The following is a 25,763-nucleotide window of genomic DNA, read 5'->3' as shown; positions in this document are numbered from 1 at the left end:
GCCCAACATGGCTGACAGCAAGCCGGAAATCGTCATCACCTATTGCACCCAGTGCCAATGGCTACTGCGCGCCGCCTGGCTGGCCCAGGAGCTGCTGAGCACCTTCGCCGACGACTTGGCCCGGGTGGCGCTGGAGCCGGGAACCGGCGGTGTCTTTCGCATCACCTGCGCCGGCGCGCAGATCTGGGAGCGCAAGGCCGATGGGGGCTTCCCCGAAGCCAAGGTGCTCAAGCAGCGCGTGCGTGACCAGATCGACCCGCAGCGTGACCTGGGCCACAACGATCGCTGATCAGACGCCCTCGGCCACTTCGCGCTGCTTGGGTGGTTGTTCGTCAGCCAGGCGGCTGGACAACACGATGGCGAAGATGATCAGCGCACCGCCCAGCAGCATGCGCAGGGTGGGCGTCTCGGTGAACACCACCCAGGCCACGGCAATGCCATAGACCGGCTCCATGCCGAACACCACCGCAGCGGTACGCGCCTTGATCACGGCAAGACTGGCTACGAACAGGCTGTGGGCGACGCCGGTGCAGAAAATGCCGAGCAGGGCGATCCACAGCCAGTCCATGGCTGCCACGGCACCCAGGCCTGGGGTGGCGAACGGCAGCAGGCACAGGCCGACCACCAGGTTCTGCCACAACGCTGCCTGCACGGCAGGCAAGCGGCCGGAGCCGGCGCGGTTGGTCAGCGACAGCAGCGAGAACAGCAGGCCGGACAACAGTGCCCAAAGCAGGCCGCTGGTGGCTTCGCTGGCCAGGTCGAATGATGGGGTCACCAGCACCAGGCCGAGGCTCACCAGAATCACCAGAACGGCTTCATTGCGGCGGATACGTTCGCGGAACAGTACCCCTTCGAGGATCACGGTAAAGGCCGGGAAGCTGGCAAAGCCCAGGGTGGCAATGGCCACGCCGCTGACTTTGACGGCGATGAAGAAGCTGACCCAATGGCCGGCCAGCAGTATCCCGCCGAGCAGCAGGCGGCGTATGTCCTGGCCGCTCAGACGCTGCCAGCCCGGGCCAGCCAGGCTGGCGAACAGGGCCAGAGCGAGCACTGCGAAGGCGGCGCGCCCGAACACGATGATGGATGGGGTGGCGCTGGCGGCCAGTTTGCCGAAAACGCCGGTGAGGCCGAAGAACAGTGCGCCGATATGCAGCGCGCCGAGGGCGGTGCGGTGGTTCATGCTGGTCCTTTGAGATTTTTTTAGTCAGTCCTGGCCTCTTCGCGGGCAAGCCCGCTCCCACAGGAATGTTGCGATCGCGAAGCCTGGACTGTACCTGTGGGAGCGGGCTTGCCCGCGAAAGGGCCGGAACAGGAACAGTGTAAAGCTGAAGACAAAACAGGTCTGTCGCCCATCTAGCACTCTTTATCGCCAGACTCTCGGCGCAAGGCCCCCGGCGAACACCCGAACGCGCGCAGCATCGCCGCCGAAAGCGCACCATTGTGCCGCATTGTGGGCTGACCATCACCGGTCACATCGCTGCCACCAACCTGTCATGTATGCCTGCCAGTCTCCAGCAAACAGCGCCGGAGCCCGCCCATGAGCCATGCCGAACTCTCTCGTCCGTCGCGCAAGCAACGCGTGCGCACCCTGTGGATATCCGACGTGCACCTGGGCACCCGAGATTGCCAGGCCGAACACCTGTCGCAGTTTCTCAAGGGCTACCAGGCCGACCGTATCTACCTGGTCGGCGACATCATCGATGGCTGGAAACTGCGCAGCGGCATCTACTGGCCGCAAGCCCACACCAATGTGATCCGCCGTCTGCTGACCCTGAGCAAGCGCGGTACCGAGGTGATCTACGTCACTGGCAACCACGACGAGTTCCTGCGCCGCTACTCCAAGTTGATCCTGGGCAACATCCAGTTGGTGGACGAAGCCGAGCACCTGACAGCCGATGGCCGCCGGCTGCTGGTCATCCATGGTGACCAGTTCGATGTGATCACCCGCTATCACCGCTGGCTCGCCTTCCTCGGCGACCGCGCCTACGAGTTCACCCTGGTGCTCAATCGCTGGCTCAACCATTGGCGTGCGCGCTACGGCTATGGCTACTGGTCGTTGTCCGCGTACCTCAAACACAAGGTCAAGGGCGCGGTGAACTTCATCAGCGACTTCGAGGATGCCATCGCCCATGAGTGCACCAAGCGGGGCTTTCATGGCGTGGTGTGCGGGCACATTCACCATGCGGAGATCCGCAAGGTCGGCGAGGTGGATTATCTCAATTGTGGCGATTGGGTGGAGTCGTGCACGGCGCTGATCGAACATTGGGACGGCAGCATCGAGCTTTACCGGCTGGCCGATGCGCAGGCGCGGCAGGCTGAAGCTGATGCAGCGCTGCGCGAGCCTGCCTAAGTAGTTACAGGCTGATCCGGCCGAGCAGGATGTCGCGGAACATGGCGAAATCGCCGATCAAGCTATACAGCGGATGCTTGAAGGTCGCCGGGCGGTTCTTCTCGAAAAAGAAGTGGCCGACCCAGGCGAAGCCATAGCCGAACAGCGGTACCGCCAACAGCAGCAACCATTTGCCGCTACCGATCGTGTACGCCAACAGGGCGATGACCAGGCTGGTGCCGACGAAATGCAGGCGCCGGCAGGTAGGGTTGTTGTGCTCCCCCAGGTAGTAGGGGTAGAACTCGGCAAAACTGCGAAACTGCGCTGTGCTGTTCATGGGCAGTGCTCCGGGATTAACACTTTTTGACAGGATACACGGCGTGGAGCCTGAATCGAGTCTAGAGTCATTGACGGGGCCCGCCAGTGACTACGGGTGCCATTTGAGTATCCTTGGAGTTCACCGCATGAAGCGGTAAGAAGAAGCCCGTCATGAGTGAGAGAACAACGTCTGCCAGCTGGGCATCAGGGATTGTGAAAGCGCTGGAGCTGGAAGGGCTCGATTGCCCGGCCATGTTCAGGCAGCTCGGTTTGGATTTCGCCGCCCTTGACGACCCGGACGCCCGTTTCCCACAAGACGCCATGACCCGCCTCTGGCAGCTGGCCGTAGAGCTGTCCGGCAATGAAGCGATTGGCCTGAACATGGCGCGAGTGGTGCGCCCCGCTTCGTTCCATGTGGTGGGTTACGCCTTGATGTCCAGCCGTACCCTGGCTGAAGGCTTCGAGCGCCTGGTGCGATATCAACGCATCATTGCCGAAAGTTCCGATCTGAGTTTCCGCCTGGGGACTGAAGGATATTCGCTGATTCTCACCGTGCACGGTGATCACCTGCCGCCTACCCGGCACAGCGCCGAGGCTTCATTGGCCTGCGCCCTGGCGTTGTGCAAGTGGCTCAGTGGCCGGGCGATCCAACCCCGGCGGGTACTGGTCCAGGGCCCGCAACCAAAGAACATCGAGCCTTACAAGGTGGCGTTCCATTCGCCGTTGGAGTTCGGCGCACCCCACGACGCCCTGGTGTTCGAACGCTCTGACATGGAAGCCCCACTGCCGACCGCCAACGAGGCCATGGCCATCCTGCATGACCGCTTCGCTGGGGAATATCTGGCGCGTTTCTCGGAAAGCCGGGTAACCCACCGGGTCCGCCAGGTGCTGTGCCGCATCCTGCCGCAAGGCGAACCCAAGCGGGAAACCCTGGCCCAGGCGTTGCACCTGTCCCAGCGCACCCTGCAGCGGCGCCTGCAGGAAGAGGGCACCAGCTTCCAGGCTCTACTGGACGACACCCGTCGCGAACTGGCCGAACAATACCTTGCCCAGCCCGGCATGACCCTACTGGAAACCGCCTACCTGCTGGGCTTCGCCGACCCGAGCAACTTCTACCGCGCCTTCCGCCGTTGGTTCGACGTGACCCCCAGCGAGTACCGTGCCCGCCTGGGCGGGGACAGCGAAGGCGTCAGTGACGCCAGAACGCCGGCATACACAGCACCAGCACCGTGATGATCTCCAGGCGGCCGAGTAGCATGCCGCCGGCGAGAATCCATTTGGCGGCGTCCGGCAGCGTGGCGTAGTTGCCTGACGGCCCGATCACTTCGCCCAGGCCTGGGCCAACGCCGGAAACGGTCCCTGCGGCGCCGGTCAGCGCGGTCATCCAGTCGACGCCCAGCAGCGACAGCAGCAAGGCCATTACGCAGATGGTGATGGCGAAGAAAAACGAAAAGGTCAGGATCGAGCGCACGATATCTTCGTCGAGGCGGTGCCCGTTGTACTTCTGCTTGATCACCGCGCGCGGGTGGATCAGCTGGTTGAGGCTGGCCTTGAGCAGGATGTAGGCCACCTGGAAGCGGAAAATCTTGATGCCGCCGGCGGTCGAGCCGGAGCAGCCACCCACAAAGCCCAGGTAGAAGAACAGCATCAGCGAGAAGTTACCCCACAAGCTGTAGTCGCCCAGGGCGAAACCGGTGGTGGTGACCACTGAGGTCACGTTCAGCGCCACATGGCGCAGGGCATCCAACCAGTGCAGGTTGGTGCTGTACCAGTACCAGGTGCCGAGCACCAGCCAGGTCACCACTAGCATACCCAGCAAGCCCTGCACCTGCTGGTCGCGGATAAGTGCCTTGCGGTTGCCGCGAAGGGTGGCCACGTACAGCGTGAACGGCAGGCTGCCAAGGATCATCACCACCACCGCGACCCAGTGCACCGCCGGGATGTCCCATTTGGCCAGTGATTGGTCCGAGGTGGAGAATCCGCCGGTGGAAATGGCCGACATGGCGTGGTTGATGGCGTCGAACGGGCTCATGCCAGCCCACCAGAAGGCCAGCGCACCCAGCACCGAGAAGCCGACGTATACGCCGACGATCGACTTGGCGACCATGTGCGAGCGCGGCATGACCTTTTCCGAACGGTCGGACGATTCGGTCTGGAACAGGCGCATGCCCCCGATGCGCAGCAGCGGCAGGATCGCGACCGCCATGGCGATGAAGCCGATGCCGCCGAGCCAGTGCAGCATCGAACGCCACATCAGGATGCCCGGCGACATGTTATCCAGCCCGCTGAGCACCGTGGCGCCGGTGGCGGTGATGCCGGACATGCTTTCGAAAAAGGCGTCGGTGTAGCTGATGTGTTGGGTCAGCAAAAAGGGCAGGGCTGCGAACACGCACACCACGACCCAGCTGCACACGGTCAGCAGGTACATGTCGCGCGGTCGCAGGTGGACATGCTCGGGGCGGCCCTGGACCACCATCAGCAGGCCAGCGACGAAGGTGATCAGGCTGGCCCAGAGGAACGACGGCATGTCGCCGGTGCGTTCGAAGACCACCAGGGTCGCCATGGGTACGACCATGCTGACCGCCAGGGTGATCAGGAAGATGCCGATGATGAAACCAATGATCCTTAAGGTCGGCAACGCCATGTGATCTGCTCTGACTCTGAACGGAAGGGCGCCATTCTACCTATGGGTCTGGTGATGTAAACGCTAGAATGGCCGCACATTCACCTGCCAGGAGGGTAGCCGATGGAGGCTCTCGACGCATTGCTCAACCGTGTTTCCGTGCCACGCCTGACCGAGCCGGCGCCCAATGACGCCCAGCGCGAGGCATTGTTCCAGGCGGCGCTGCGCGCGCCGGACCATGGCCAGCTGCGGCCGTGGCGGTTCCTGACCATCGAGGGCCAGGGGCGCGATAAACTCGGGGAGCTGTTCGCCGAAGCGGTGCAGCAAAAGGGTGACGCGACCCCGGCGGCACTGGACAAGGCACGTGCCATGCCGCTGCGCGCACCGTTGCTGATCGTGGTGATCGCCAAGCTGCAGGACCACTACAAGGTGCCCAAGTCCGAGCAACGGCTGGCGGCCGGGTGTGCGGCGCATGGCATTCTGATCGCGGCGCATGCACAGGGGATTGGTGCGGTGTGGCGCACGGGTGACATGGCCTTCGATGCGCACGTGCACAAGGGGCTGGGGCTGGCAGAGAACGAGGAATTGATCGGTTACCTGTATGTCGGTACACCGATGGCCGAGCCGCGCACGGCGCCGATTCTGGATACCGCCGAGTACGTCAGCGTCTGGGGCGAGTGATGCGGTGAACCCTTCGCGGGCAAGCCCGCTCCCACAACTCAAGCGTCATGCTCACGGGCAGCGCTGAACCTGTGGGAGCGGGCTTGCCCGTTAAAAGGTCGGTAAGCCCAGCCTCAATTCAACTGCCGATCTCCACCACTAGCGGCAACTCCAACCGAGCCGCAAACCCACCTTGGGGATGATTCTCCAGCACCAAGCTCCCGCCATGCCGCTCCGCCGCCTTGCGCGCAATCGCCAGGCCCAGGCCATGCCCCGCGGCCTCCTGTCCCGGCGCCCGGAAGAACGGCTCACCCAATTGTGCCAGGTGCTCCGCCGACACCCCCGGCCCATGATCGCGCACGCTCACGACGATACGTTCCTGCTCACGCCCGGCGCGCACTTCGATCGGCTGCCCCTGCGGATTGAACCGCAGTGCATTGCGCAGCAGATTGTCCACGGCACGCTCGATCAATGTCGGCCAGCCCTGCAGCGTCAAACCCGGTTGCGCCTCCAGGCGTACTTCCTGCTCCGGTGCGCTGAGCTGGGCGTCTTTGCGCACACTGCCGAGCAGGGCATTGAGGTCGACAGATTCAGCATGTGCCTGCTCGGCATCGACCCGGGCCAAGGTGAGAATCTCGCTGATCAGGTCTTCCAGGCGGTCGCATTCGCGGGTAAGGCGCGGCCAGAGGGCCTGGCGCTGCTCTGCTTCGGCACGCTCAGCCAAGGCCAGAGCAATGCGCAGGCGCGCCAGCGGTGAACGCAGTTCGTGCGAAACGTCACGCAGCAGCTGGCGCTGGCTGCCGATCAGGCTTTGCAAACGTGCGCCCATCTTGTTGAAGTCCTTGGCCAGCACGCCGAATTCATCACGGCGGGCGGCCAGACGGGCCAGGCTGTTCTGCTGGTAGCTGGCCTGGCCAAGGTCGTGCACCGCACTGCGCAAGCGACTCAGCGGGCGGGTGATGGACAGGGTTACCAGCAGGCTGAACAGGGTTAGCACGACCAGGGCTATACCCAGTGCACTCAGCGGCCAGAGCAGGCTTTCACGGTGCCAGGCATCCAGCTCCGGATGCGGAATACGGTAGATCAGCAGGTAGGTTTCACCGCTGTCGGGGCTGGTGTATTCCTCGGTCAGGCGGCGCCACGGCAGGCGGCGCTCATCATTGTGCTGGCGCGCCTCGAAAGCGGCGGCACGGCGCGGGAAGGTGCCGGGCACCACGGCCTCGCCACTGTCGTCGAGCACCTGCACGTCGATCTTGAAGCGCTGCTTGCGGCGCTCCAGGAACTTTTGCGCCGACTCCAGGCCTTCCTGTTCATAGTGCTTGGCCCAGTGGCTGGCCAGGGTGTTGAGGCCCGGGTGACGGCTGAGGATCCAGGCATCCTGGTTGAGCATGTGGCCCAGCAGGATCGACAGGCCTGCGACCAGGGTGATAGCCAGCCAGAAACTGGCCAGGATGCGCCAGAACAGAGAACGCAAGAGCACCTCCTGTAAACGGGGAAAGCCCGGCCCGCGGGTAGGCGGGCCGGGCAGTGGGGGCAAAGTTTACTGGGCCTTGCCAGCTTTTTCAGCTTTCCAGGCCTGGAATTCCTTCCATTCGGCCTTGCGTGCTTCACGCTCTTTTTGCAGCTCGTCGAACTTCTTCTGTTGCTCAGGCTTGAGCAGGGCGCGCACCTGGTTGTCGGTCTTGTCGTGACTGGCCTTGAGCTCGTCCTTCATGGCCTTCTGGTCGGCAGCTGGCAGCTTGGCCAGATAGCGTTCGGTAATGTCGCGGCGGTTTTTCATCTGGTCGCCCATCAGCTTGCCGATCTGTTGGCGCTGATCGCGGCTCAGGTCCAGTTGGGCGAAAGGCGCGTCACCGCGATGATGCGGGCCGTCGTGACGCGGGCCGCCTTCGGGCATGGCCATGGCCACGGTCGGCAGGGCGGCGGCGAACATCAGGGCGATTAGGGTCTTGCGCATGGTGTCTCTCCTGTCATGGGCCGGTGGTTACCGGATGAGCTCAGTCTAGGGAGATGGAGGTCAAGCGCAGTCAGTGAAGGGTAAAGGCTGGGTAAAGAACGTGGCGGTAAACTGCAAGGAAAACACGTAGTCGCTCTCGCTTGCAGCGCCGTGCCTGATTACAGGCTGTAGTAATAGCCGCGGCTGCGCAGCGCGACGATGCGCGGGCGGCCGTCGGCGTGGGGGCCGATCTTCTTGCGCAGGTTGCTGACGTGCATGTCCAGGCTGCGATCGTAAAGGGTCAGCTTGCGGCCCAAGCCGATCTGCGCCAGATCCTGTTTGTCCAGCGGTTCGCCTGGCTGGCGCAGCAACGCTTCGAGGATACGGCTTTCGGACAGGGTCAGGCTCATCTCGCGGCCGTCGATGCTGACCACGCCGCGCACCGGGCTGAAGGCCAGGTCACCGAGCTCGACTTGGGTGGTGGTGGCGGTCGGGTGGCTGCGGCGCAGCACCGCGCGCAGGCGCGCAGTGAGTTCACGGGGGTCGCAGGGTTTGGCCAGGTAATCATCGGCGCCCAGCTCCAGGCCGAGAATGCGGTCCAGCGGCTCGCCGCGGGCCGACAGCATCAGTACCGGCAGCTCGGCATGCTCGCTACGCAGCTGTTTGAGCAGTTCAAGGCCGCTGCCGTCGGGCAGCATCACATCCAGCACCACCGCTGCCGGTGCGTGCTCGGCCAGCGCCTGGCGCGCGCTCTGGCCATCGTGGCAGGCGCGTACAACAAAACCTTCCTGGGTCAGCCAGCTGCCGAGCAGCTCGCAGAGTTCCTGGTCATCATCAATCAGTAACAGCTCGCTCATGACTCACTCAATTCAAATCGACGGCGTCTGACGCGCTCGCCAGTGGCAAAGATACCGCAGACGCCGCCAATTTATGTATCGATCAAGGCAAGACTTGCTTGAAGGGTTTGACGATGACCTTATCGTACACGCCTGCGGCAATGTAAGGGTCGGCATCGGCCCAGGCCTGGGCGGCGCTCAACGACTCGAACTCGGCAACGATCAGGCTGCCGCTGAAGCCGGCTTCGCCCGGGTCGTTGCTGTCGATGGCTGGGTGCGGGCCGGCAAGCACCACGCGGCCTTCGGCCTTGAGCTGCTGCAGGCGCTCGATGTGGGCCGGGCGTGCGGCCAGGCGTTTTTCCAGGGAATTCGCGACGTCGCTGGCGATGATGGCGTAAAGCATGTCAATCCTTGGTCTTGGTGGTGGAAGGGTCGTCGTGCAGGTGACGCGAGAGATAAACACCCTGCGCCACCAGGAAAATCACGGTCATGCCCAGGCTGCCGAACACTTTGAAGTCGACCCAGAAGTCCTGGAAGGTGAATGCGACGAACAGGTTAGCCGCACCGCAGAACAGGAAAAACGCGATCCAGGCCACGTTCAGGCGGGCCCAGACGGCATCGGGCAGGGCCAATGCGTGGCCCATGATGCGCTTGATCAACACCCGGTCGCCGATGAAATGGCTGCCAGCGAAGCCGAGGGCAAACAGCCAGTTGACCACCGGCGCCTTCCACTTCAGGAACGTTTCGCTGTGGAAGGTCAGGGTCAGGCCGCCGAACACCAGGCAGGCGACCAGGGTCAGCCACTGGCCTTTCTCCAGCTTGCGCTGGCGCAGGAACAGCGCGCCATAGACCACCAGTGAGCTGATGATCAGCATGGCCGTGGCGCTGTAGATGCCGCCGAATTCGAAGCTGTGGCCGGCGACCTCCATGGGTCGAGGGTCGAGCTTGTAGACGATGAAAAACAGTAGCAGCGGGATGAAATCGATGAATTGTTTCACAATGGCAGCCAGAATCGGGATGTGACGGCATAATAACAAACATCGATTCCAGCGGTAGCGCTCCTCCATGAATGTTGATCTGCACTGTCACAGCACGGCCTCCGACGGCGCCCTGTCGCCCACGGTCCTGGTCGCCCGGGCCCATGAGCACGGGGTACAGACGCTGGCACTGACCGACCATGACACCCTCGAAGGGCTGGCCGAAGCCCGCCAGGCCTGCGCCGAGCGCGGCATGCGCTGGGTCAGCGGGGTGGAGTTGTCGTGCACCTGGGGGGGCGCGACCATCCATGTGCTGGGCTATGACTTCCCGCTCGATGCGCCGCCGCTGCTCAAAGCCATCGAGGCGCTTCACCATGGCCGCTGGCTGCGTGCCGAGGAAATCGACAAACGGCTGGCGGCCAAGGGCATGTCTGGCACGCTTGACGGTGCCCGCACTGTGCAACAGGAACTCGGCGACAGCGGCAACGCCCCGGCGCGCCCACATTTTGCCGAGTACCTGGTGCGTGCAGGGTACGTCAAGGACCGGGGTGAAGCCTTCCGCAAGTGGCTGGGCGCCGGCAAGCTGGGCGACGTCAAACTGCATTGGCCGACTCTGGAAGAAACCGTTGCCACCTTGCGGCAGTCCAACGCTTGGGTGAGCTTGGCCCATCCGATGCACTACGATCTGACCCGCAGCAAGCGCAGGCGGCTGATTGCCAACTATATTGAGGCAGGCGGGCAGGCGCTTGAGGTGGTCAACGGGATGATGCCGGCCGAGCAGGTGGGCACGATGTCCATCCTCACCCGTGAGTTCGGCCTGCTGGCAAGCGCTGGCAGCGATTTCCACGGCCCCGGCACCTGGGGCGAGATCGGTGCCTACCGGCCATTGCCTGAGGATCTGCCACCTCTGTGGCGTCGATTCAGCCATGAACAGCCTATGGCGATATGAACAGGACGACTTCGTGAGCCAATTTTTCCAGATTCACGCGGAAAACCCGCAAGCGCGCCTGATAAAACAGGCCGTCGAGATCATTCGCAAGGGCGGCGTGGTGGTGTACCCCACCGACTCGGCCTACGCCTTGGGCTGCCAGATCGGTGACAAGAACGCCATTGAACGGGTTCGCCGCTTGCGCCAGCTGGACAAACAGCACAATTTCACCCTGTTGTGCTGCGACTTGTCGCAGATGGGCCTGTTCGCCAAGATCGATACCTCGACCTTCCGCCTGCTCAAGGCCCATATCCCCGGCCCTTATACCTTCATTCTCAATGCCACCCGTGAAGTGCCACGGCTGCTGATGCATGAAAAGCGCCGTACCATAGGCCTGCGTGTACCCTCCAATCCCATCGTCCTGGCGTTGCTCGAAGAATTGCGCGAACCGCTCATGAGCGTGAGCCTGATCTTGCCGGGCGATGAAGAGCCCATGACCGACCCGTACGAGATCCGTCAACGCCTGGAGCACCATGTCGACCTGATCATCGATGGTGGCTTCGGTGACCTCAAGGCCTCCACGGTAATCGACCTGACCGGCGATGAACCTGCATTGATTCGCGAAGGCTGCGGCGACCCGACGCCCTTCCTGGTCAACGCGTGAGCCAGGTAGAGACCCCCGAGGCACCGAGTATCGATGCCGAAACGCCCCGACAATTGCAGTTGGCCCTGGTCTACGGCGAAGCGCTGACCGAGATGCCGGTGGACCTGTACATCCCACCGGACGCCCTGGAAGTCATCCTCGAAGCCTTCGAAGGCCCGCTCGACCTGCTGCTTTACCTGATCCGCAAGCAGAACATCGACATCCTCGATATCCCCGTGGCGGAAATCACTCGCCAGTACATGGGCTACGTCGAGTTGATGAAAAGCGTGCGCCTGGAACTGGCCGCCGAATACCTGGTGATGGCTGCCATGCTCGCCGAGATCAAGTCGCGCATGCTGTTGCCGCGTTCGGCCGAAATCGAGGAGGAGGAAGGCGACCCCCGCGCCGAACTGATCCGCCGCTTGCAGGAGTATGAGCGTTTCAAGGCCGCCGCCGAGGGTATCGATGAGCTGCCGCGGGTGGGGCGCGACGTGGTCGTGCCGCGCCTGGAGGCGCCGCAGGCCAAAGTGCGCAAGTTGCTGCCCCAGGTCAGCCTGGAGGAGCTGCTGGTGTCCATGGCCGAAGTCATGCGCCGCAACGACCTGTTCGAAAGCCACCAGATTTCCCGCGAGACCCTGTCCACCCGCGAGCGTATGAGCGACGTGCTGGAGCGCCTCAAAGGCGGCGGTTTCGTGCCCTTTGTCGAGCTGTTCACCGCCGAAGAGGGCAAGCTGGGCGTGGTGGTGACCTTCATGGCGATTCTGGAGCTGGTGAAGGAGTCGTTGATCGAACTGGTGCAGAATGAGCCTTTCGCCGCGATCCATGTCCGGGTGCGTGCCGAGCCTGTCGAAGAAGCTGATGAATCTGAATGAACCCCGCGACCTGGCGTCGCTTATCGAGGCCTTTCTGCTCGCCTCGGGCAAGCCGCAATCCCTCGAGCGCCTGTACGAGCTGTTCGAGGAGGCCGAACGCCCGGAACCTCAGGTCTTCAAGAAGGCCCTGGAAGTACTAGGCAAGTCCTGCAGCGGCCGTGCTTTCGAATTGAAGGAAGTGGCCAGCGGCTACCGCCTGCAGATCCGCGAGACCTACGCGCCTTGGGTGGGCCGCCTGTGGGAAGAGCGCCCGCAGCGGTATTCCCGTGCGCTGCTCGAAACCATGGCCTTGATCGCCTACCGTCAGCCGATTACCCGTGGCGAGATCGAGGACGTGCGCGGGGTGGCGGTTAACAGCAACATCGTCAAGACATTGATTGAGCGCGAGTGGATCCGCGTGGTCGGTTACCGCGAGGTACCAGGGCGGCCGGCCATGTTCGCCACCACCAAGGCGTTTCTCGACCATTTCAACCTCAAGAGCCTGGACGAGTTGCCGGCATTGGCCGAGCTGCGTGAAATGGAGCCCGCGCCAATGCTCGATGACCCGGATGAAGCGCCGGTGCCGGCACACCTGCAGGCGCTGGCCGATGCCAGCCTAGGTGAGGAAGATGAGGTGGCCGAGCCGAAGGAGGAAACCAGCTTCCGCAGCCTCCTGGTTGAACTGGATGCCATGGAGGAGGGGCTGAAGACCGATTTCGATGATTTGCGTGAGGAAGAGCCTGAGGTTTAGCACTGAGGCCTATGGTGGTCAGTACCGGCCCTTTCGCGGGGCAAGCCCGCTCCCACGGTTTCTGCGGCCAGCTCGGAATCTGTGGGAGCGGGCTTGCCCCGCGAAAGGGCCGGCACTGACTGCAAAAGCACCACCTGGCAGAATTCCATCTCCACCCCCACAAAACCTCCTAAGCTGCAGTGCGTTCCCTCACCGAACCGCGTATGATGCGCGGCCTTTTGGCACGTTCGTCGCCAGAACTCTGTTTTCATTCCTACACCGGGAGGTGCCCAGATGAGTGAGCAAGACCTGCAAAATACCGAAATCACCCCGCCAGCCGGCGAAAAGCTGCAGAAAGTGCTGGCCCGCATTGGCGTCGGTTCGCGTCGTGACGTCGAGGCCTGGATCAGCCAGGGCCGCATCAAGGTCAACGGCGTCGCCGCTACCCTCGGCCTGCGCGTCGACCTGCACGATGCCATCACCGTCGACGGCAAGCTGATCAAGCGCGAAGAGGCCGCCGAGGCCACCCGCCGGGTGATCATGTACAACAAGCCCGACGGCGAGATCTGCACCCGTGACGACCCGGAAGGCCGTCCGACCGTGTTCGACCGCCTGCCGCGGCCGAAGGAAGGCCGCTGGATCAACATCGGCCGCCTGGACATCAACACCACCGGCCTGCTGCTGTTCACCACCGACGGTGAACTGGCCAACCGCCTGATGCACCCATCCTATGAGATGGACCGCGAATACGCGGTGCGTGTGCGTGGCGAAGTCGACGACGAGATGCTCGATCGCCTCAAGGCGGGCGTGATGCTCGAAGACGGCCCGGCCAAGTTCACCGACATCCAGAAGGCGCCGGGTGGCGAAGGTTTCAACCACTGGTACCACTGCGTGGTGATGGAAGGGCGTAACCGTGAGGTGCGTCGCCTGTGGGAATCCCAGGGCATGGTCGTCAGCCGCCTCAAGCGCGTGCGCTTCGGCCCGGTGTTCCTCAACTCCGACCTGCCGATGGGCCGCTGGCGTGAAATGACCCAGGGCGAAATCGACATCCTGGCCGCTGAAGTGGGCCTGCAGCCGGTTGCATTGCCTGCCATGAACCTCAAGTCCAAAGACAAGATGGAGCGCCTGCAGCGCAAGTCCACTCGCCCGATGGGCCGCAACGAGCGTGTACGCAGCCTGCGCCCGGCGCAGGACGCTGGCACCGCCGAGCGCCCTGCACGCCAGCCGCGTGAAGAAGCGCCGCGTAAAGGCAGCCGTGGCAGCGCCGTGGCCGAGCGCCCGAGCGATATGCGCAAACGCCCGTCCAAGCCTGATGGTGACAAGCCGGCAGGTCGCGGTGGTCGCGGCAAGCCGCGTGGCTGATCTGCTTCGCCAGTGATGAATGAGCCAGCCTTCGGGCTGGCTTTTTTGTGCCTGCGGTTTAGCGGCGCAGCGCCAAGACATTGAACAAAAAGATTTTTTCGGACGACTGGCAAGTTTTCAAACCGGCTTGTAAAGAAATCTATACGAAATTGCCAGATTTCGTGGGTCATGATGATTTTCTGTAAACAGATCTTGCCGCATCAACTTCTGCAGGCTCCCGTCCCAGCCAGCCCCCCTATTGCTCAAACCCCTGTGCCACGGGGATATTGCGGCCATTGCCGTGTGCAAAGAGCCTGTCCACAGAGCCGGGCTGACAAAACAACAAATGGAGGCGCCATGTACGCCGATCACGCCGCCTCAACGGGCATCTACCACAGGATCGCTGCGTTTTTTCCCAAGGGAGCAACGCAACGCGTTGACGCCTGCGCGCTTGCAGGGGTATACAGTGCGCCGCGTTTTACCTGTGACCCTCTTGCGTACCGCGCACTCTTGCTCACACCCGGCTGAGCCGCTCTGGCGGCACCTGTGTTCAAGAAATCCAAGGTAACCACCTTGCCCATTCCGCTGCGCCACGAGCGCGGTGGGTCCGATTCCGTCACAGATAAAAACAATGCAGGTGACTCCGTTCATGAGTGAACACAACATGCATTCAGGCGAGCTCAAGCGGGGCCTGAAGAACCGCCATATCCAGTTGATCGCCCTCGGCGGCGCAATTGGTACAGGCCTGTTCCTAGGCTCGGCAGGCGTGATGAAATCCGCCGGCCCGTCGATGATCCTCGGCTACGCCATCTGCGGCTTCATTGCCTTCATGATCATGCGCCAGCTCGGCGAAATGATCGTCGAAGAGCCGGTGGCCGGTTCGTTCAGCCACTTTGCCCACAAATACTGGGGCGGTTTCGCCGGCTTCATGTCGGGCTGGAACTGCTGGGTGCTGTACATCCTGGTGGGTATGTCGGAGCTCACCGCAGTCGGCAAGTACATTCACTACTGGTGGCCGGAGATCCCAACTTGGGTGACGGCTGCAGGCTTCTTCCTGCTGATCAACTTCATCAATCTGATGAACGTGAAGGTGTTCGGTGAGGCCGAGTTCTGGTTCGCCATCATCAAGGTCGTGGCCATCGTCGGCATGATCGGCCTGGGCGCGTATCTGCTGACCAGCGGCAGCGGCGGCCCCGACGCCTCGGTGACCAACCTGTGGGCGCACGGCGGCTTCTTCCCGCATGGCGTCAGTGGCCTGGTCATGGCCCTGGCGTTCATCATGTTCTCCTTCGGTGGCCTGGAAATGCTCGGGTTCACTGCGGCCGAGGCCGACAAGCCAAAGACCGTGATCCCCAAGGCGATCAACCAGGTCATCTACCGTATCCTGATCTTCTACATCGGTGCGCTGGTCGTGCTGCTGTCGCTGACCCCGTGGGACAACCTGGTCGCCAGCATCGACGCCTCCGGCGGCAGTTACGGCAGCAGCCCGTTCGTGCAGGTGTTTTCCCTGCTGGGCAGCGATGTAGCCGCGCACCTGCTGAACTTCGTGGTGTTGACTGCGGCGCTGTCGGTGTACAACAGTGGCACCTACTGCAACGCCCGCATGCTACTGGGCATGGCTGAACAAGGTGACGCCCCGGCCGCCCTGGCCAAGGTCGACAAACGCGGTGTGCCGGTGCGTTCGATCCTGGCGTCGGCCGCGGTGACCGTGATCGCCGTTCTGCTCAATTACTTCATGCCGCAAAATGCGCTGGAGCTGCTGATGTCGCTGGTCGTGGCGACCCTGGTGATCAACTGGGCGATGATCAGCTACTCGCACCTGAAGTTCCGCCAGCACCTGGACCGCACCGGCCAGAAGCCGCTGTTCAAGGCGCTGTGGTACCCCTATGGCAACTACATCTGCCTGGCGTTCGTGGTGCTGATCCTGGGCATCATGCTGCAGATCGACGGCATCAGGATTTCGGTGTATGCGATGCCGGTGTGGATCCTGGCGATGTTCGTGCTCTACCTGATCAAGCCCAAGCGCCGTCAGTTGGTTGCTGCTGGGGCGGTGAGCAAGTAAGCGCTGTAACGGCCTCTTCGCGGGGCAAGCCCGCTCCCACAGGTTCTGCGTCGGCATCTGTGGGAGCGGGCTTGCCCGCGAAGAGGCCGGTAGGGACAGCCTAAGATTCAGATCTGTTCCAGCAACCAGCTGCGGAACGCTCGCAACGAAGGCAGCGCCTCGTTCCTTGGCGGATAAATCAGGTAGTAGCTGCGCTGGCTGGCAATCGCTACCCCGGGGCTGAACAGCTCACCTTTGGTCAGCTCTTCTTCCACCAGTATCCGTGGCACCAAGCCGATCCCGATCCCGGCGCGCACCGCCTGGATCAGGTGTGACGTCAGCTCGAAGCTCGGCCCCAGACGCATCGATCGGTGCGCCAAGCCATGGTGCGAAAACCATTCGCCCCAGGCATGCGGATTGTTGGCGACATTGAGTAGCACCTCGGCGCTGATCCGCGTCGGATCCCAACCTTGGGCATCGCCACCGGCTTCTGGAGGCAGAATCACCACCAGTTCCTCGGCATGCAGGCGATGGCAGATCAGCCCAGGCAGGTCATGGCTGGCCACCCCGATGGCCGCGTCGATCTCGCTGGTGTCGAAGTTGATCGCTTCGATGCGTGAATGAATATGCACCAGCATCCCTGGATGGGCGCTGTAGAAGGCGTGCAGGCGCGGCAACAGCCACTTTGAACCGAACGTGGGCAAAGTCGCCAGGCGCAGGGTGCCGACCCCAGACTGATAGGCCAGCGCCTGCAAGGTGGCACTGCGGATGCGCCCCAGGGCTTCGCTGAGCTCGCGCTGGTATAGCCGGCCAACATCGGTGAGTTGCACCTGGCGGCCTTCCCGGCGGAACAGGGTGAGGCCCAGCTGCTGCTCCAGCGCCTGCACCTGGCGGCTGACTGCGCTCTGGGTCAGGGATAGCTCGGCGGCGGCGCGGGTGTAGCTTTCATGCCGGGCAGCGGCCTCGAAAGCCAGTAGCAGCGACATGGACGGTGTCAGGTGGCGGTAATTCATTCATAAAAGTCATTGATAGCGGCAGGATTATCCGTTTGCCCCTGGAGCGAAACTACAGGAACATTGGCCTATACGTCATCCCTGCATGGCTTGACCCATGCCGGCACGACAGGAATTCCGTGAATTAGCCCATATCAAGAGGCCATCCTTCGATGATCGCCCAGCTGCCGACCGTTGCACCGAGCGCCAACTACCCCGAATTCCTCGAAGCCCTGCGCAGCAGCGGCTTCCGTGGCCAGATCAGTGCCGACTACGGCACCCGTACGGTGCTGGCCACCGACAACTCGATCTACCAGCGCCTGCCTCAGGCGGCCGTGTTCCCGCTGGACGCCGATGACGTGGCACGGGTCGCCACGCTGATGAGCGAAGCGCGCTTCCAAGAGGTCAAGCTGACCCCGCGCGGCGGCGGCACCGGCACCAACGGGCAGTCGCTGACCGACGGTATCATCGTCGACCTGTCGCGGCACATGAACACCATCCTCGAAATCAACGTCGAGGAACGCTGGGTGCGGGTGCAGGCCGGTGTGGTCAAGGACCAGCTCAACGCCGCGCTCAAGCCCCACGGCCTGTTTTTCGCTCCAGAGCTTTCCACCTCTAACCGCGCCACCGTCGGCGGCATGATCAACACCGACGCCAGCGGCCAGGGCAGCTGCACCTACGGCAAGACCCGCGATCACGTGCTGGAGCTGCACAGCGTGCTGCTCGGTGGCGAGCGCCTGCACAGCCTGCCGATCGACGGCGCCGCGCTGGAGCAGGCCTGCGCCGCGCCTGGCCGGGTCGGCGAGGTCTATCGCACGGCCCGTGAGATCCAGGAAACCCAGGCCGAGCTGATCGAAACGACGTTCCCCAAGCTCAACCGCTGCCTGACTGGCTACGACCTGGCGCACCTGCGCGACGAGCAGGGCCGCTTCAACCTCAACAGCGTGCTGTGCGGCGCCGAGGGCTCGCTGGGCTATGTGGTCGAAGCCAAGCTCAATGTGCTGCCGATCCCGAAATATGCGGTGCTGGTCAACGTCCGCTACACCAGCTTCATGGACGCGCTGCGTGATGCCAACGCGCTGATGGCGCACAAGCCGCTGTCGATCGAGACGGTGGACTCAAAGGTTTTGATGCTGGCGATGAAGGACATCGTCTGGCACAGCGTTGCCGAATACTTCCCGGCCGACGCCGAGCGCCCGACCTTGGGAATCAACTTGGTGGAGTTCTGCGGCGATGAACCGGCCGAAGTGAATGCCCGGGTCGAAGCTTTCGTCGATCACCTGCAGCGCGATACCAGCGTCGAGCGCCTGGGTCACACGCTGGCCGAAGGGGCCGAGGCGGTGACCCGCGTCTACACCATGCGCAAGCGCTCGGTGGGCTTGTTGGGTAACGTCGAGGGCGAGGTTCGCCCGCAGCCGTTCGTGGAAGATACAGCGGTGCCGCCAGAGCAACTGGCGGACTACATCGCCGAGTTCCGCGCCTTGCTCGATGGCTACGGCCTGGCCTACGGCATGTTCGGCCATGTCGACGCCGGCGTGCTGCATGTGCGCCCGGCCCTGGACATGAAAGACCCCGCCCAGGCCGCGCTGGTCAAGCCGATCTCCGATGCCGTGGCGGCGTTGACCAAACGCTACGGTGGCCTGCTGTGGGGGGAACACGGCAAGGGCCTGCGCTCGGAATACGTGCCGGAGTACTTTGGTGAGCTGTATCCAGCGTTGCAACGCCTCAAAGGTGCGTTCGACCCGTGCAACCAGCTCAACCCTGGCAAGATCTGCACCCCGCCGGACAGCGCAGAAGGCCTGACCAAGGTCGATGGCGTGACGTTGCGTGGCGACCTCGACCGCGCCATCGACGAGCGTGTGTGGCAGGACTTCGGCAGCGCCGTGCACTGCAACGGCAACGGTGCCTGCTACAACTACGACCCCAACGACGCCATGTGCCCGTCGTGGAAAGTCACCCGCGAACGCCAGCATTCGCCCAAGGGCCGTGCGTCGCTGATGCGCGAATGGCTGCGTCTGCAGGGCGCGGCGAACATCGACGTACTGGCGGCGGCGCGCAACAAGGTGTCCTGGCTCAAGGGGCTGCCTGCCAGGCTGCGCAACAACCGCGCCCGCAGCCAAGGCCAGGAAGATTTTTCCCACGAAGTCTATGACGCCATGGCCGGCTGCCTGGCGTGCAAGTCCTGCGCTGGTCAGTGCCCGATCAAGGTTAACGTGCCGGATTTCCGCTCGCGCTTCCTTGAGTTGTACCACGGCCGCTACCAGCGCCCGATGCGCGATTACCTGATCGGCTCCCTGGAGTTCACCATCCCGTACCTGGCCCACGCACCCGGGCTGTATAACGCGGTGATGGGCTCGAAGTGGGTGAGTAAACTGCTGGCGGACAAGGTCGGCATGGTCGACAGCCCGCTGATCAGCCGTTTCAACTTCCAGGCCACCTTGACCCGCTGCCGCGTGGGCGTGGCCAGCGTGCCGGCACTGCGTGAACTGACCCCGGCCCAGCGCGAGCGCAGTATCGTGCTGGTGCAGGACGCCTTCACCCGCTATTTCGAGACGCCGCTGCTGGCCGCGTTCATCGAGCTGGCGCATCGCCTTGGTCATCGCGTATTCCTGGCACCCTACAGTGCCAATGGCAAGCCGCTGCACGTGCAGGGTTTCCTCGGCGCCTTCGCCAAGGCGGCGATTCGCAATGCCACTCAACTCAAGGCCCTGGCCGATTGCGGCGTACCGCTGGTAGGGCTGGATCCGGCGATGACTTTGGTTTATCGCCAGGAATACCAGAAAGTCCCAGGCCTGGACGGGTGTCCGGAGGTGCTGTTGCCTCAGGAATGGCTGATGGACGTGCTGCCCGAGCAGGCGCCGACCGCACCCGGCAACTTCCGCCTGATGGCGCACTGCACCGAGAAGACCAACGTGCCGGCCAGTACTCGCCAATGGGAGCTGGTTTTTGCGCGCCTGGGCCTGAAGTTGGTAACCGAGGCCACGGGATGCTGCGGTATGTCCGGTACTTACGGGCACGAGGCGCGTAACCAGGGAACCTCGCGGGCCATTTTCGAGCAGTCGTGGGCGACCAAGCTGGACAAGGAGGGCGAGCCGCTGGCCACGGGCTATTCGTGCCGCAGCCAGGTCAAGCGCATGACCGAGCGGCAGATGCGCCATCCGCTGGAAGTGGTGCTGCAGTACGCGCAGCGGTAGGTCAATACCGGCCCTTTCGCGGGGCAAGCCCGCTCCCACGCTGACTTGTGGGAGCGGGCTTGCCCCGCGAAAGGGCCAGCAGGGTCAGCCTTGCTGCAGGGAATTCCTAGAGAGCCGCGCCTGCCTGAAGAGGTATAAACTCAACACCAGCCCGCAACATGCAGCCGCTGCCGCAAACAGGAACATGGAAGCAAACCCGAACCCGGACGCCACCGCGCCCACCAGTGGCCCGGTGATCCCCAGTGACAAATCGATGAACAAGGAATACGCGCCCACCGCCGCCCCGCGGTTGGCCGCTGATACCTGATTGACCGCCTCCACCCCCAGTGCCGGGAACACCAGCGAGAAGCCGAAGCCGCTAAGTGCGGCCCCGGCCAATGCCATCTCGGCGTTGGGCGCTAGCCACAGCATCAGCAAGCCCAGGGTTTCCACTGAAAGACAAGCAATCGCCACGCGAAACCCGCCAATCCGGTTGATCAGGTTGCCGAACAACAGCCGCGCGCAGATAAAGCTGGCGCCGAACAGGCTCAAGGTCAGTGCTGCATTCGCCCATCCTTGGCTGGCGTAATACAAGGTGATGAAGGTGGCGATGGTGCCAAACCCGATCGAGCCCAGCGCCAGCCCCGAGCCATGTGGGAATACTTTGCCCAGCACTTGCAGGAACGGCAGGCGCACGCCGCTGACGATTGGCGCCGCCCGTTTTGGCCAAGCCAGCAGCAGCCCGAGCACGCACAGCAGAATGATGCTCACGCCCATGCTCCATAGCCCCAGTTGCTTGACCATCAGCACGCCCAGCGGGGCGCCGATGGCCAGGGCACCGTAGCTGGCGATGCCGTTCCAGGAAATCACCTTGGCCGTGTTGTCGGCGCCGACCCGGCCGATACCCCAGCCAATTGAGCCTGAGCCCACCAGGCTCTCGGCGCTGCCCAGCACCAGACGGCCGACCAGCAGGCAGGCCAAGCTCAGCCACGGCAGGTGGGTGAGGTAAGCGCAGGCGAGCATGAACACGCCGCTCAGGCCACATCCGGCAAGGCCATACATGACCGCCTTCTTGCTGCCCAGGTTGTCGATGATGCGGCTTGCAGTAGGACGGCTGAGCAGGGTAGCCAGGTATTGCACGCTGATCACCAGGCCCGCGATCACGGTGCTGAAGCCCAGGTCGTTGTGCACATAGCCGGGCAGCACCGCCAGGGGGATGCCGATGTTCAGGTAGCCGATGAAGGTGAATAGAACGATGGAGACGACTTGCAGGGTGACCGCAAGGGGGCGCGGTGAGTCGGGCATGGGGGCCTACGTGGCAGCTGTTCTGGACGGTGTGAAAACGTGATGAAGGCGGTAGTCCGCAGATCAGCCGTTTTCACACTGTCGGGGGGATGCGCAGTTTATTCCTGGTCAGCGCTGGATTGATCGTCGCCATCCTCGACGGCAGGCGTCGGTTCGGAGTGAGCAGCAACGGTCTGCTCTTCTGGGTTCAGGCTTGGGAAGGGAAGATTCGGGATTTCGTGCATCTCGTCGTCCTCGCAAGTGTGAGTGAAAAGTCTGCGCCAGGCGCGTTTGGAGCTTTGCAAAGCTGGGGCAGGATACACAAGTCTGGATGACAGTTTGGATTTTTTCCCGGTCGCTTGTCGGTTTTGCGGGCGGATACCGGACATTATCGGGCAAAAAAACAGGGCCGTTGCGGCCCTGTCGGTGGTCTTTACTTACGCCCTTCGGCCGTTTCGGCCACCTTGTCGGTGCGCGCGCACATGATGAAATCGTTGCGGTGCAGGCCCTTGATCGAATGGCTCCACCAGGTCACGGTGACCTTGCCCCATTCGGTCAGCAGGCCTGGGTGGTGGCCTTCGGCTTCAGCGATTTCGCCCACGGCGTTAGTGAAGGCCAGGGCATGCTTGAAGTTCTTGAACAGGAACACGCGCTCCAGCTCCATGTGGCCGTCGCGTACTTCGATGTTCCAGTCCGGAATCTCGCGGATCAGTTCGGCCAGCTCGTCGTCGGTGACTTTCGGCGCGTCGGCGCGGCAGGCTTCGCAGTGGGCTTGGTTCAAGGCATTCATGGCTTGTTTTCCGATTCGAGTTGTTGTCGCAAGGCCGCTCAGGCGGCGACCTTGGGTGGAAACTTCGGTGCATGCAGCCCCAGCTGCATGGCGTGCTGGACCATGCCCATGATGTCTTCGTGGGCCAGGTCGAACAGGCGCTTGAGGTTCGGCAGCACGAAATACAGCGGCTGCAGAATGTCGATGCGGTACGGGGTGCGCATGGCCTCGACCGGGTCGAAGGCTTGGTGCTCAGGCTCGCTGGACAAACTGTAGACGGTCTCCTTGGGCGAGGAGAGGATGCCGCCGCCATAGATCTTGCAACCTTGCGGGGTCTCCATCAGGCCGAACTCGATGGTCATCCAGTACAGCCGCGCCAGGTATACGCGCTGTTCCTTGGTGGCGGCCAGGCCAAGCTTGCCGTAGGTATGGGTGAATTCGGCGAACCAAGGGTTGGTCAGCAGCGGGCAATGGCCGAAGATCTCGTGGAAGATGTCCGGTTCCTGCAGGTAGTCCAGTTCTTCTGGCGTGCGGATGAACGTGGCGACCGGAAAGCGTTTGCTGGCCAGCAGTTCGAAGAATGTCTGGAAGGGGATCAACGCTGGCACGCGGGCAACCTGCCAGCCAGTGGTGGCGCCCAGTACCTTGTTGACCTCGCCCAATTGCGGGATGCGGTCATGGGGCAGCTTGAGCTGGTCGATACCGTCCAGGTATTCCTGGCAGGCGCGACCTTCGATGACCTTCAGCTGGCGGGTAATCAGCGTGTTCCACACCGCATGCTCTTGCTGCGGGTAGTGGATAAAACCATGCGCATCGGGCTCGCGCGCCACGTACTGCGTCTGTTTCATGTGGCTCTCCTGGTGAGGGCTTTCTTGTTATGTCCACGACATACCCTAGAAATATCCCTTCACTCGCCCAAATGCACGGGGGCCACACGGTACCAAGCGAGATTTTTTCGAGCATTTCGTAACGATAATTTTACAAAAAGCCCGCCGTCACGGAAAATTCGGCTCGTCTAGCTGGCGTCAGTGCTTATTTTGTCAGCTTATATTTACGACTTTTCTGCGCGAGGTTAAAAAACTTCGCTGCTTCGAGAGCTTTCATGCGAATCAAAGTGCACTGCCAGAACCGAATCGGCATCCTTCGCGACATCCTCAACCTGCTGGTGGAGTACGGTATCAACGTGTTGCGTGGCGAGGTGGGAGGCGACCATGGTAACGCCATCTATTTGCACTGCCCGAACCTGATCAATCTGCAGTTCCAGGCACTGCGGCCGAAATTCGAGTCGATTGCCGGGGTGTTCGGGGTCAAGCGCGTCGGCCTGATGCCCAGCGAGCGGCGGCACATGGAACTCAATGCGCTGCTCGGTGCCCTGGATTTTCCGGTGTTGTCGGTCGACATGGGCGGCAGCATCGTGGCCGCCAACCGTACTGCCGCGCAGTTGCTTGGCGTGCGCGTTGACGAGGTGCCGGGCATGCCGCTGGCGCGCTACGTCGAGGACTTCGACCTGCCGGAACTGGTACGGGCCAACCAGTCGCGCATCAATGGCCTGCGGGTGAAGGTCAAGGGTGATGTGTTCCTGGCCGATATCGCGCCTTTGCAGTCTGAACACGATGAGAGCGAGGCGTTGGCTGGCGCCGTGCTTACCCTGCACCGCGCTGACCGTATCGGCGAGCGCATCTATAACGTGCGCAAGCAGGAGCTGCGCGGCTTCGACAGCATTTTCCAGAGTTCGCGGGTGATGGCGGCGGTGGTGCGCGAGGCGAGGCGCATGGCGCCTCTGGATGCGCCTCTGCTGATCGAGGGGGAGACCGGCACGGGGAAGGAGTTGCTGGCGCGTGCCTGTCACCTGGCCAGCCCGCGCGGCCAAGCGCCGTTGATGGCACTCAACTGTGCCGGCCTGCCGGAATCCATGGCTGAAACCGAGCTGTTCGGTTATGGCCCTGGAGCTTTCGAGGGTGCGCGCGCCGAAGGCAAGCTGGGGCTGCTGGAACTGACCGCTGGCGGCACGCTGTTTCTCGATGGGGTAGGGGAAATGAGCCCCCGGCTGCAGGTAAAACTGCTGCGCTTTCTGCAGGATGGTTGCTTCCGGCGTGTAGGTAGCGATGAAGAGGTGTACCTGGATGTTCGGGTGATCTGCGCAACCCAGGTGGACCTTTCTGAATTGTGCGCCCGTGGCGAGTTCCGTCAGGACCTCTATCACCGCCTCAATGTGCTGTCGTTGCACATACCGCCGTTGCGCGAGTGCATGGATGGCCTGGAGGGGTTGGTGCAGCACTTTCTCGATCAGGCCAGCCGACAGATTGGTTGCGCCATGCCGCGCCTGGCGCCGGCGGCGATGGACAAACTTGCGCATTACCACTGGCCGGGCAATGTAAGGCAACTGGAAAACGTATTGTTCCAGGCCGTATCGTTATGTGAAGGCGGGGTGGTCAAGAGCGAACATATCCGCTTGCCGGATTATGGTGTGCGGCAACCGTTGGGTGAGTTTTCCCTGGACGGAACGCTTGCGGAAATTGTTGGGCGGTTTGAAAAGGCGGTATTGGAAAGTTTGCTGGGGGAATATTCAAGCAGCCGCGCACTGGGTAAACGCCTGGGTGTATCCCATACAACGATCGCTAACAAGTTAAGAGACTATTCGCTTGGCAAGTCTGCCGATTAATTGAGTCGCGACAGGGCCCCGCGGGGCCCTGTTCAGTCGAAGCGATCAGCCGTTGGAGCAGCCGTTCCCCATCACGCGGTATTCGAGAATGTGCTTCTGGCCCTGGGAATCTTCATAGGTCATGCGGGCGGGCACCACTTCGCAGACATTCGGTACTTCGCTCATGGAGATGACGCGAGCGATGTCCAGGTGCTGCGAGTAACTGTACTGTTCAACCGGAATCTGCTCGGCATTATTCGCCTCGCCGGCCATCGCCGCGCTGCAAAGACTGCCAAGTACCAATGCCAGTAAAGCTTTCATTTTCTATTTACCTGTCTAAGGTCGTGAGGGGGCGCGCGGCGCTTGTGGCACCGCGAATGCAGCCAAGTTTTCAACTATCGGATTAGAGTGGGATTAACCGAATGCCTTCGTGGGGGCTGATACTGTTACCAGTTATTAATCCCGTGCCGTTGTTGGCGAGGTGAATCTTATGCCTGGCTTACTAAGGGAAACAGAGGGCGTTTTGATAAAGTTTTTTCGCCTTTTGACAGAATCTGTAACAATCCCCCGGCAAAATCTTCCATTTTTCCCCCTCGTCGGGCCACCGGCTGCGGCCTAGAGCCTTTCCCGTCGATTGCTGCGTTCGCATTCGGTCGCGTTACTACCATCGTCGTATGGCTTTTGCCGCTCT

At 62.5% G+C, this 25,763-nt stretch carries 26 protein-coding genes; 12 read left to right on the top strand and 14 right to left on the bottom strand.

All coding sequences use genetic code 11. The features are described from left to right. Positions 1–7 precede the first annotated feature (7 nt). Positions 8–289, top strand: coding sequence for an Rdx family protein (locus ACZ6YA_RS15285; RefSeq protein ID WP_465897951.1), 282 nt, complete (start codon positions 8–10; stop codon positions 287–289). Here ACZ6YA_RS15285 and ACZ6YA_RS15280 read toward each other — a convergent pair whose 3' ends face one another. Beyond that, positions 290–1,180 carry a DMT family transporter gene (locus ACZ6YA_RS15280; RefSeq protein ID WP_465897950.1) on the bottom strand — a complete coding sequence of 297 codons (891 nt, stop codon included), beginning with the start codon at positions 1,178–1,180 and terminating at the stop codon, positions 290–292. A gap of 357 nt (positions 1,181–1,537) precedes the next feature. Here ACZ6YA_RS15280 and ACZ6YA_RS15275 point away from each other — a divergent pair, with 357 nt between their 5' ends. Then, entirely contained in the window at positions 1,538–2,350 is an 813-nt protein-coding gene (locus tag ACZ6YA_RS15275; RefSeq protein ID WP_465897949.1) for a UDP-2,3-diacylglucosamine diphosphatase, read from the top strand. Between the two features lie 4 nt (positions 2,351–2,354). Here the strand turns inward: ACZ6YA_RS15275 and ACZ6YA_RS15270 are convergent, their stop codons facing one another. Beyond that, entirely contained in the window at positions 2,355–2,666 is a 312-nt protein-coding gene (locus ACZ6YA_RS15270) for an Mpo1-like protein (protein ID WP_400795286.1), read from the bottom strand. Positions 2,667–2,818: 152 nt separating this feature from the next. On the opposite strand from ACZ6YA_RS15270, the gene ACZ6YA_RS15265 reads away from it, so the two are divergent. Continuing rightward, positions 2,819–3,880 (top strand): AraC family transcriptional regulator, encoded by a 1,062-nt coding sequence (locus tag ACZ6YA_RS15265; RefSeq protein WP_465897948.1) that lies wholly within the window; start codon positions 2,819–2,821, stop codon positions 3,878–3,880. Here the strand turns inward: ACZ6YA_RS15265 and ACZ6YA_RS15260 are convergent. Next, a complete protein-coding gene (locus ACZ6YA_RS15260) occupies positions 3,837–5,291 on the bottom strand; it encodes a TrkH family potassium uptake protein (RefSeq protein ID WP_465897947.1) in 1,455 nt (484 codons plus the stop codon). The genes ACZ6YA_RS15265 and ACZ6YA_RS15260 overlap by 44 nt on opposite strands. A 102-nt stretch (positions 5,292–5,393) precedes the next feature. Here ACZ6YA_RS15260 and ACZ6YA_RS15255 point away from each other — a divergent pair, with 102 nt between their 5' ends. After that, on the top strand, positions 5,394–5,951 hold the full coding sequence (locus tag ACZ6YA_RS15255; protein ID WP_465897946.1) for an NAD(P)H nitroreductase: 558 nt from the start codon (positions 5,394–5,396) through the stop codon (positions 5,949–5,951). Positions 5,952–6,069: 118 nt separating this feature from the next. On the opposite strand, the gene ACZ6YA_RS15250 is transcribed toward ACZ6YA_RS15255, so the two are convergent. From ACZ6YA_RS15250 to ACZ6YA_RS15230, 5 genes are all read right to left on the bottom strand, one after another. Next, positions 6,070–7,410, bottom strand: coding sequence for a sensor histidine kinase (locus ACZ6YA_RS15250; protein WP_465897945.1), 1,341 nt, complete (start codon positions 7,408–7,410; stop codon positions 6,070–6,072). Positions 7,411–7,470: 60 nt separating this feature from the next. Continuing rightward, positions 7,471–7,887: a Spy/CpxP family protein refolding chaperone gene (locus ACZ6YA_RS15245; RefSeq protein ID WP_465897944.1), complete on the bottom strand. Its 417-nt coding sequence runs from the start codon at positions 7,885–7,887 to the stop codon at positions 7,471–7,473. 158 nt (positions 7,888–8,045) lie between these two features. After that, complete coding sequence (locus ACZ6YA_RS15240) at positions 8,046–8,723, bottom strand: response regulator transcription factor (RefSeq protein ID WP_465897943.1); 678 nt, start codon at positions 8,721–8,723, stop codon at positions 8,046–8,048. 82 nt (positions 8,724–8,805) lie between these two features. After that, positions 8,806–9,105, bottom strand: coding sequence for a YciI family protein (locus tag ACZ6YA_RS15235; RefSeq protein WP_465897942.1), 300 nt, complete (start codon positions 9,103–9,105; stop codon positions 8,806–8,808). A gap of 1 nt (position 9,106) precedes the next feature. Further along, entirely contained in the window at positions 9,107–9,700 is a 594-nt protein-coding gene (locus ACZ6YA_RS15230; protein WP_465897941.1) for a septation protein A, read from the bottom strand. A gap of 67 nt (positions 9,701–9,767) precedes the next feature. Between ACZ6YA_RS15230 and ACZ6YA_RS15225 the strand changes: the two genes are divergently transcribed. The 6 genes from ACZ6YA_RS15225 to ACZ6YA_RS15200 all read left to right on the top strand — a co-directional run bounded on the left by ACZ6YA_RS15225 (position 9,768) and on the right by ACZ6YA_RS15200 (position 16,234). Then, on the top strand, positions 9,768–10,628 hold the full coding sequence (locus ACZ6YA_RS15225; RefSeq protein WP_465897940.1) for a PHP domain-containing protein: 861 nt from the start codon (positions 9,768–9,770) through the stop codon (positions 10,626–10,628). Positions 10,629–10,641: 13 nt separating this feature from the next. Continuing rightward, positions 10,642–11,271: an L-threonylcarbamoyladenylate synthase gene (locus ACZ6YA_RS15220; protein ID WP_465897939.1), complete on the top strand. Its 630-nt coding sequence runs from the start codon at positions 10,642–10,644 to the stop codon at positions 11,269–11,271. Between the two features lie 125 nt (positions 11,272–11,396). Then, the gene (locus ACZ6YA_RS15215; RefSeq protein ID WP_465898044.1) at positions 11,397–12,122 is read left to right on the top strand and encodes a segregation and condensation protein A; all 726 of its coding nucleotides are present in this window, start codon (positions 11,397–11,399) and stop codon (positions 12,120–12,122) included. Then, on the top strand, positions 12,109–12,852 hold the full coding sequence (scpB, locus tag ACZ6YA_RS15210; protein WP_465897937.1) for an SMC-Scp complex subunit ScpB: 744 nt from the start codon (positions 12,109–12,111) through the stop codon (positions 12,850–12,852). Before ACZ6YA_RS15215 ends, scpB begins: the two co-directional genes overlap by 14 nt. A 273-nt stretch (positions 12,853–13,125) precedes the next feature. Then, the gene (rluB, locus tag ACZ6YA_RS15205; protein ID WP_403135858.1) at positions 13,126–14,193 is read left to right on the top strand and encodes a 23S rRNA pseudouridine(2605) synthase RluB; all 1,068 of its coding nucleotides are present in this window, start codon (positions 13,126–13,128) and stop codon (positions 14,191–14,193) included. Between the two features lie 628 nt (positions 14,194–14,821). Next, positions 14,822–16,234, top strand: a complete 1,413-nt coding sequence (locus tag ACZ6YA_RS15200; RefSeq protein ID WP_465897936.1) for an amino acid permease — start codon at positions 14,822–14,824, stop codon at positions 16,232–16,234. A 107-nt stretch (positions 16,235–16,341) separates the two neighbouring features. On the opposite strand, the gene ACZ6YA_RS15195 is transcribed toward ACZ6YA_RS15200, so the two are convergent. Beyond that, positions 16,342–17,226, bottom strand: a complete 885-nt coding sequence (locus tag ACZ6YA_RS15195; protein WP_465897935.1) for a LysR substrate-binding domain-containing protein — start codon at positions 17,224–17,226, stop codon at positions 16,342–16,344. A gap of 152 nt (positions 17,227–17,378) precedes the next feature. Between ACZ6YA_RS15195 and ydiJ the strand changes: the two genes are divergently transcribed. Next, entirely contained in the window at positions 17,379–20,399 is a 3,021-nt protein-coding gene (gene ydiJ / locus ACZ6YA_RS15190) for a D-2-hydroxyglutarate dehydrogenase YdiJ (protein ID WP_465897933.1), read from the top strand. An 84-nt stretch (positions 20,400–20,483) separates the two neighbouring features. On the opposite strand, the gene ACZ6YA_RS15185 is transcribed toward ydiJ, so the two are convergent. From ACZ6YA_RS15185 to phhA, 4 genes are all read right to left on the bottom strand, one after another. Beyond that, entirely contained in the window at positions 20,484–21,683 is a 1,200-nt protein-coding gene (locus tag ACZ6YA_RS15185) for an MFS transporter (RefSeq protein WP_465897932.1), read from the bottom strand. Positions 21,684–21,781: 98 nt separating this feature from the next. Further along, positions 21,782–21,907 carry a hypothetical protein gene (locus ACZ6YA_RS15180; RefSeq protein ID WP_256215917.1) on the bottom strand — a complete coding sequence of 42 codons (126 nt, stop codon included), beginning with the start codon at positions 21,905–21,907 and terminating at the stop codon, positions 21,782–21,784. Between the two features lie 188 nt (positions 21,908–22,095). After that, complete coding sequence (locus ACZ6YA_RS15175; protein WP_008096719.1) at positions 22,096–22,452, bottom strand: 4a-hydroxytetrahydrobiopterin dehydratase; 357 nt, start codon at positions 22,450–22,452, stop codon at positions 22,096–22,098. 38 nt (positions 22,453–22,490) lie between these two features. Beyond that, positions 22,491–23,279 carry a phenylalanine 4-monooxygenase gene (gene phhA / locus ACZ6YA_RS15170; RefSeq protein ID WP_465897931.1) on the bottom strand — a complete coding sequence of 263 codons (789 nt, stop codon included), beginning with the start codon at positions 23,277–23,279 and terminating at the stop codon, positions 22,491–22,493. A gap of 254 nt (positions 23,280–23,533) precedes the next feature. On the opposite strand from phhA, the gene ACZ6YA_RS15165 reads away from it, so the two are divergent. Beyond that, positions 23,534–25,093 (top strand): sigma-54-dependent transcriptional regulator, encoded by a 1,560-nt coding sequence (locus tag ACZ6YA_RS15165; RefSeq protein ID WP_465897930.1) that lies wholly within the window; start codon positions 23,534–23,536, stop codon positions 25,091–25,093. Between the two features lie 45 nt (positions 25,094–25,138). On the opposite strand, the gene ACZ6YA_RS15160 is transcribed toward ACZ6YA_RS15165, so the two are convergent. Further along, positions 25,139–25,393, bottom strand: a complete 255-nt coding sequence (locus ACZ6YA_RS15160; protein WP_465897929.1) for a DUF2790 domain-containing protein — start codon at positions 25,391–25,393, stop codon at positions 25,139–25,141. Positions 25,394–25,763: the final 370 nt, after the last annotated feature.

The sequence above is a fragment of the Pseudomonas sp. NPDC090752 genome (assembly GCF_055584805.1).
Note: the sequence above shows the minus strand (reverse complement) of the source record. Positions and strands in the feature narration are given on the sequence as shown.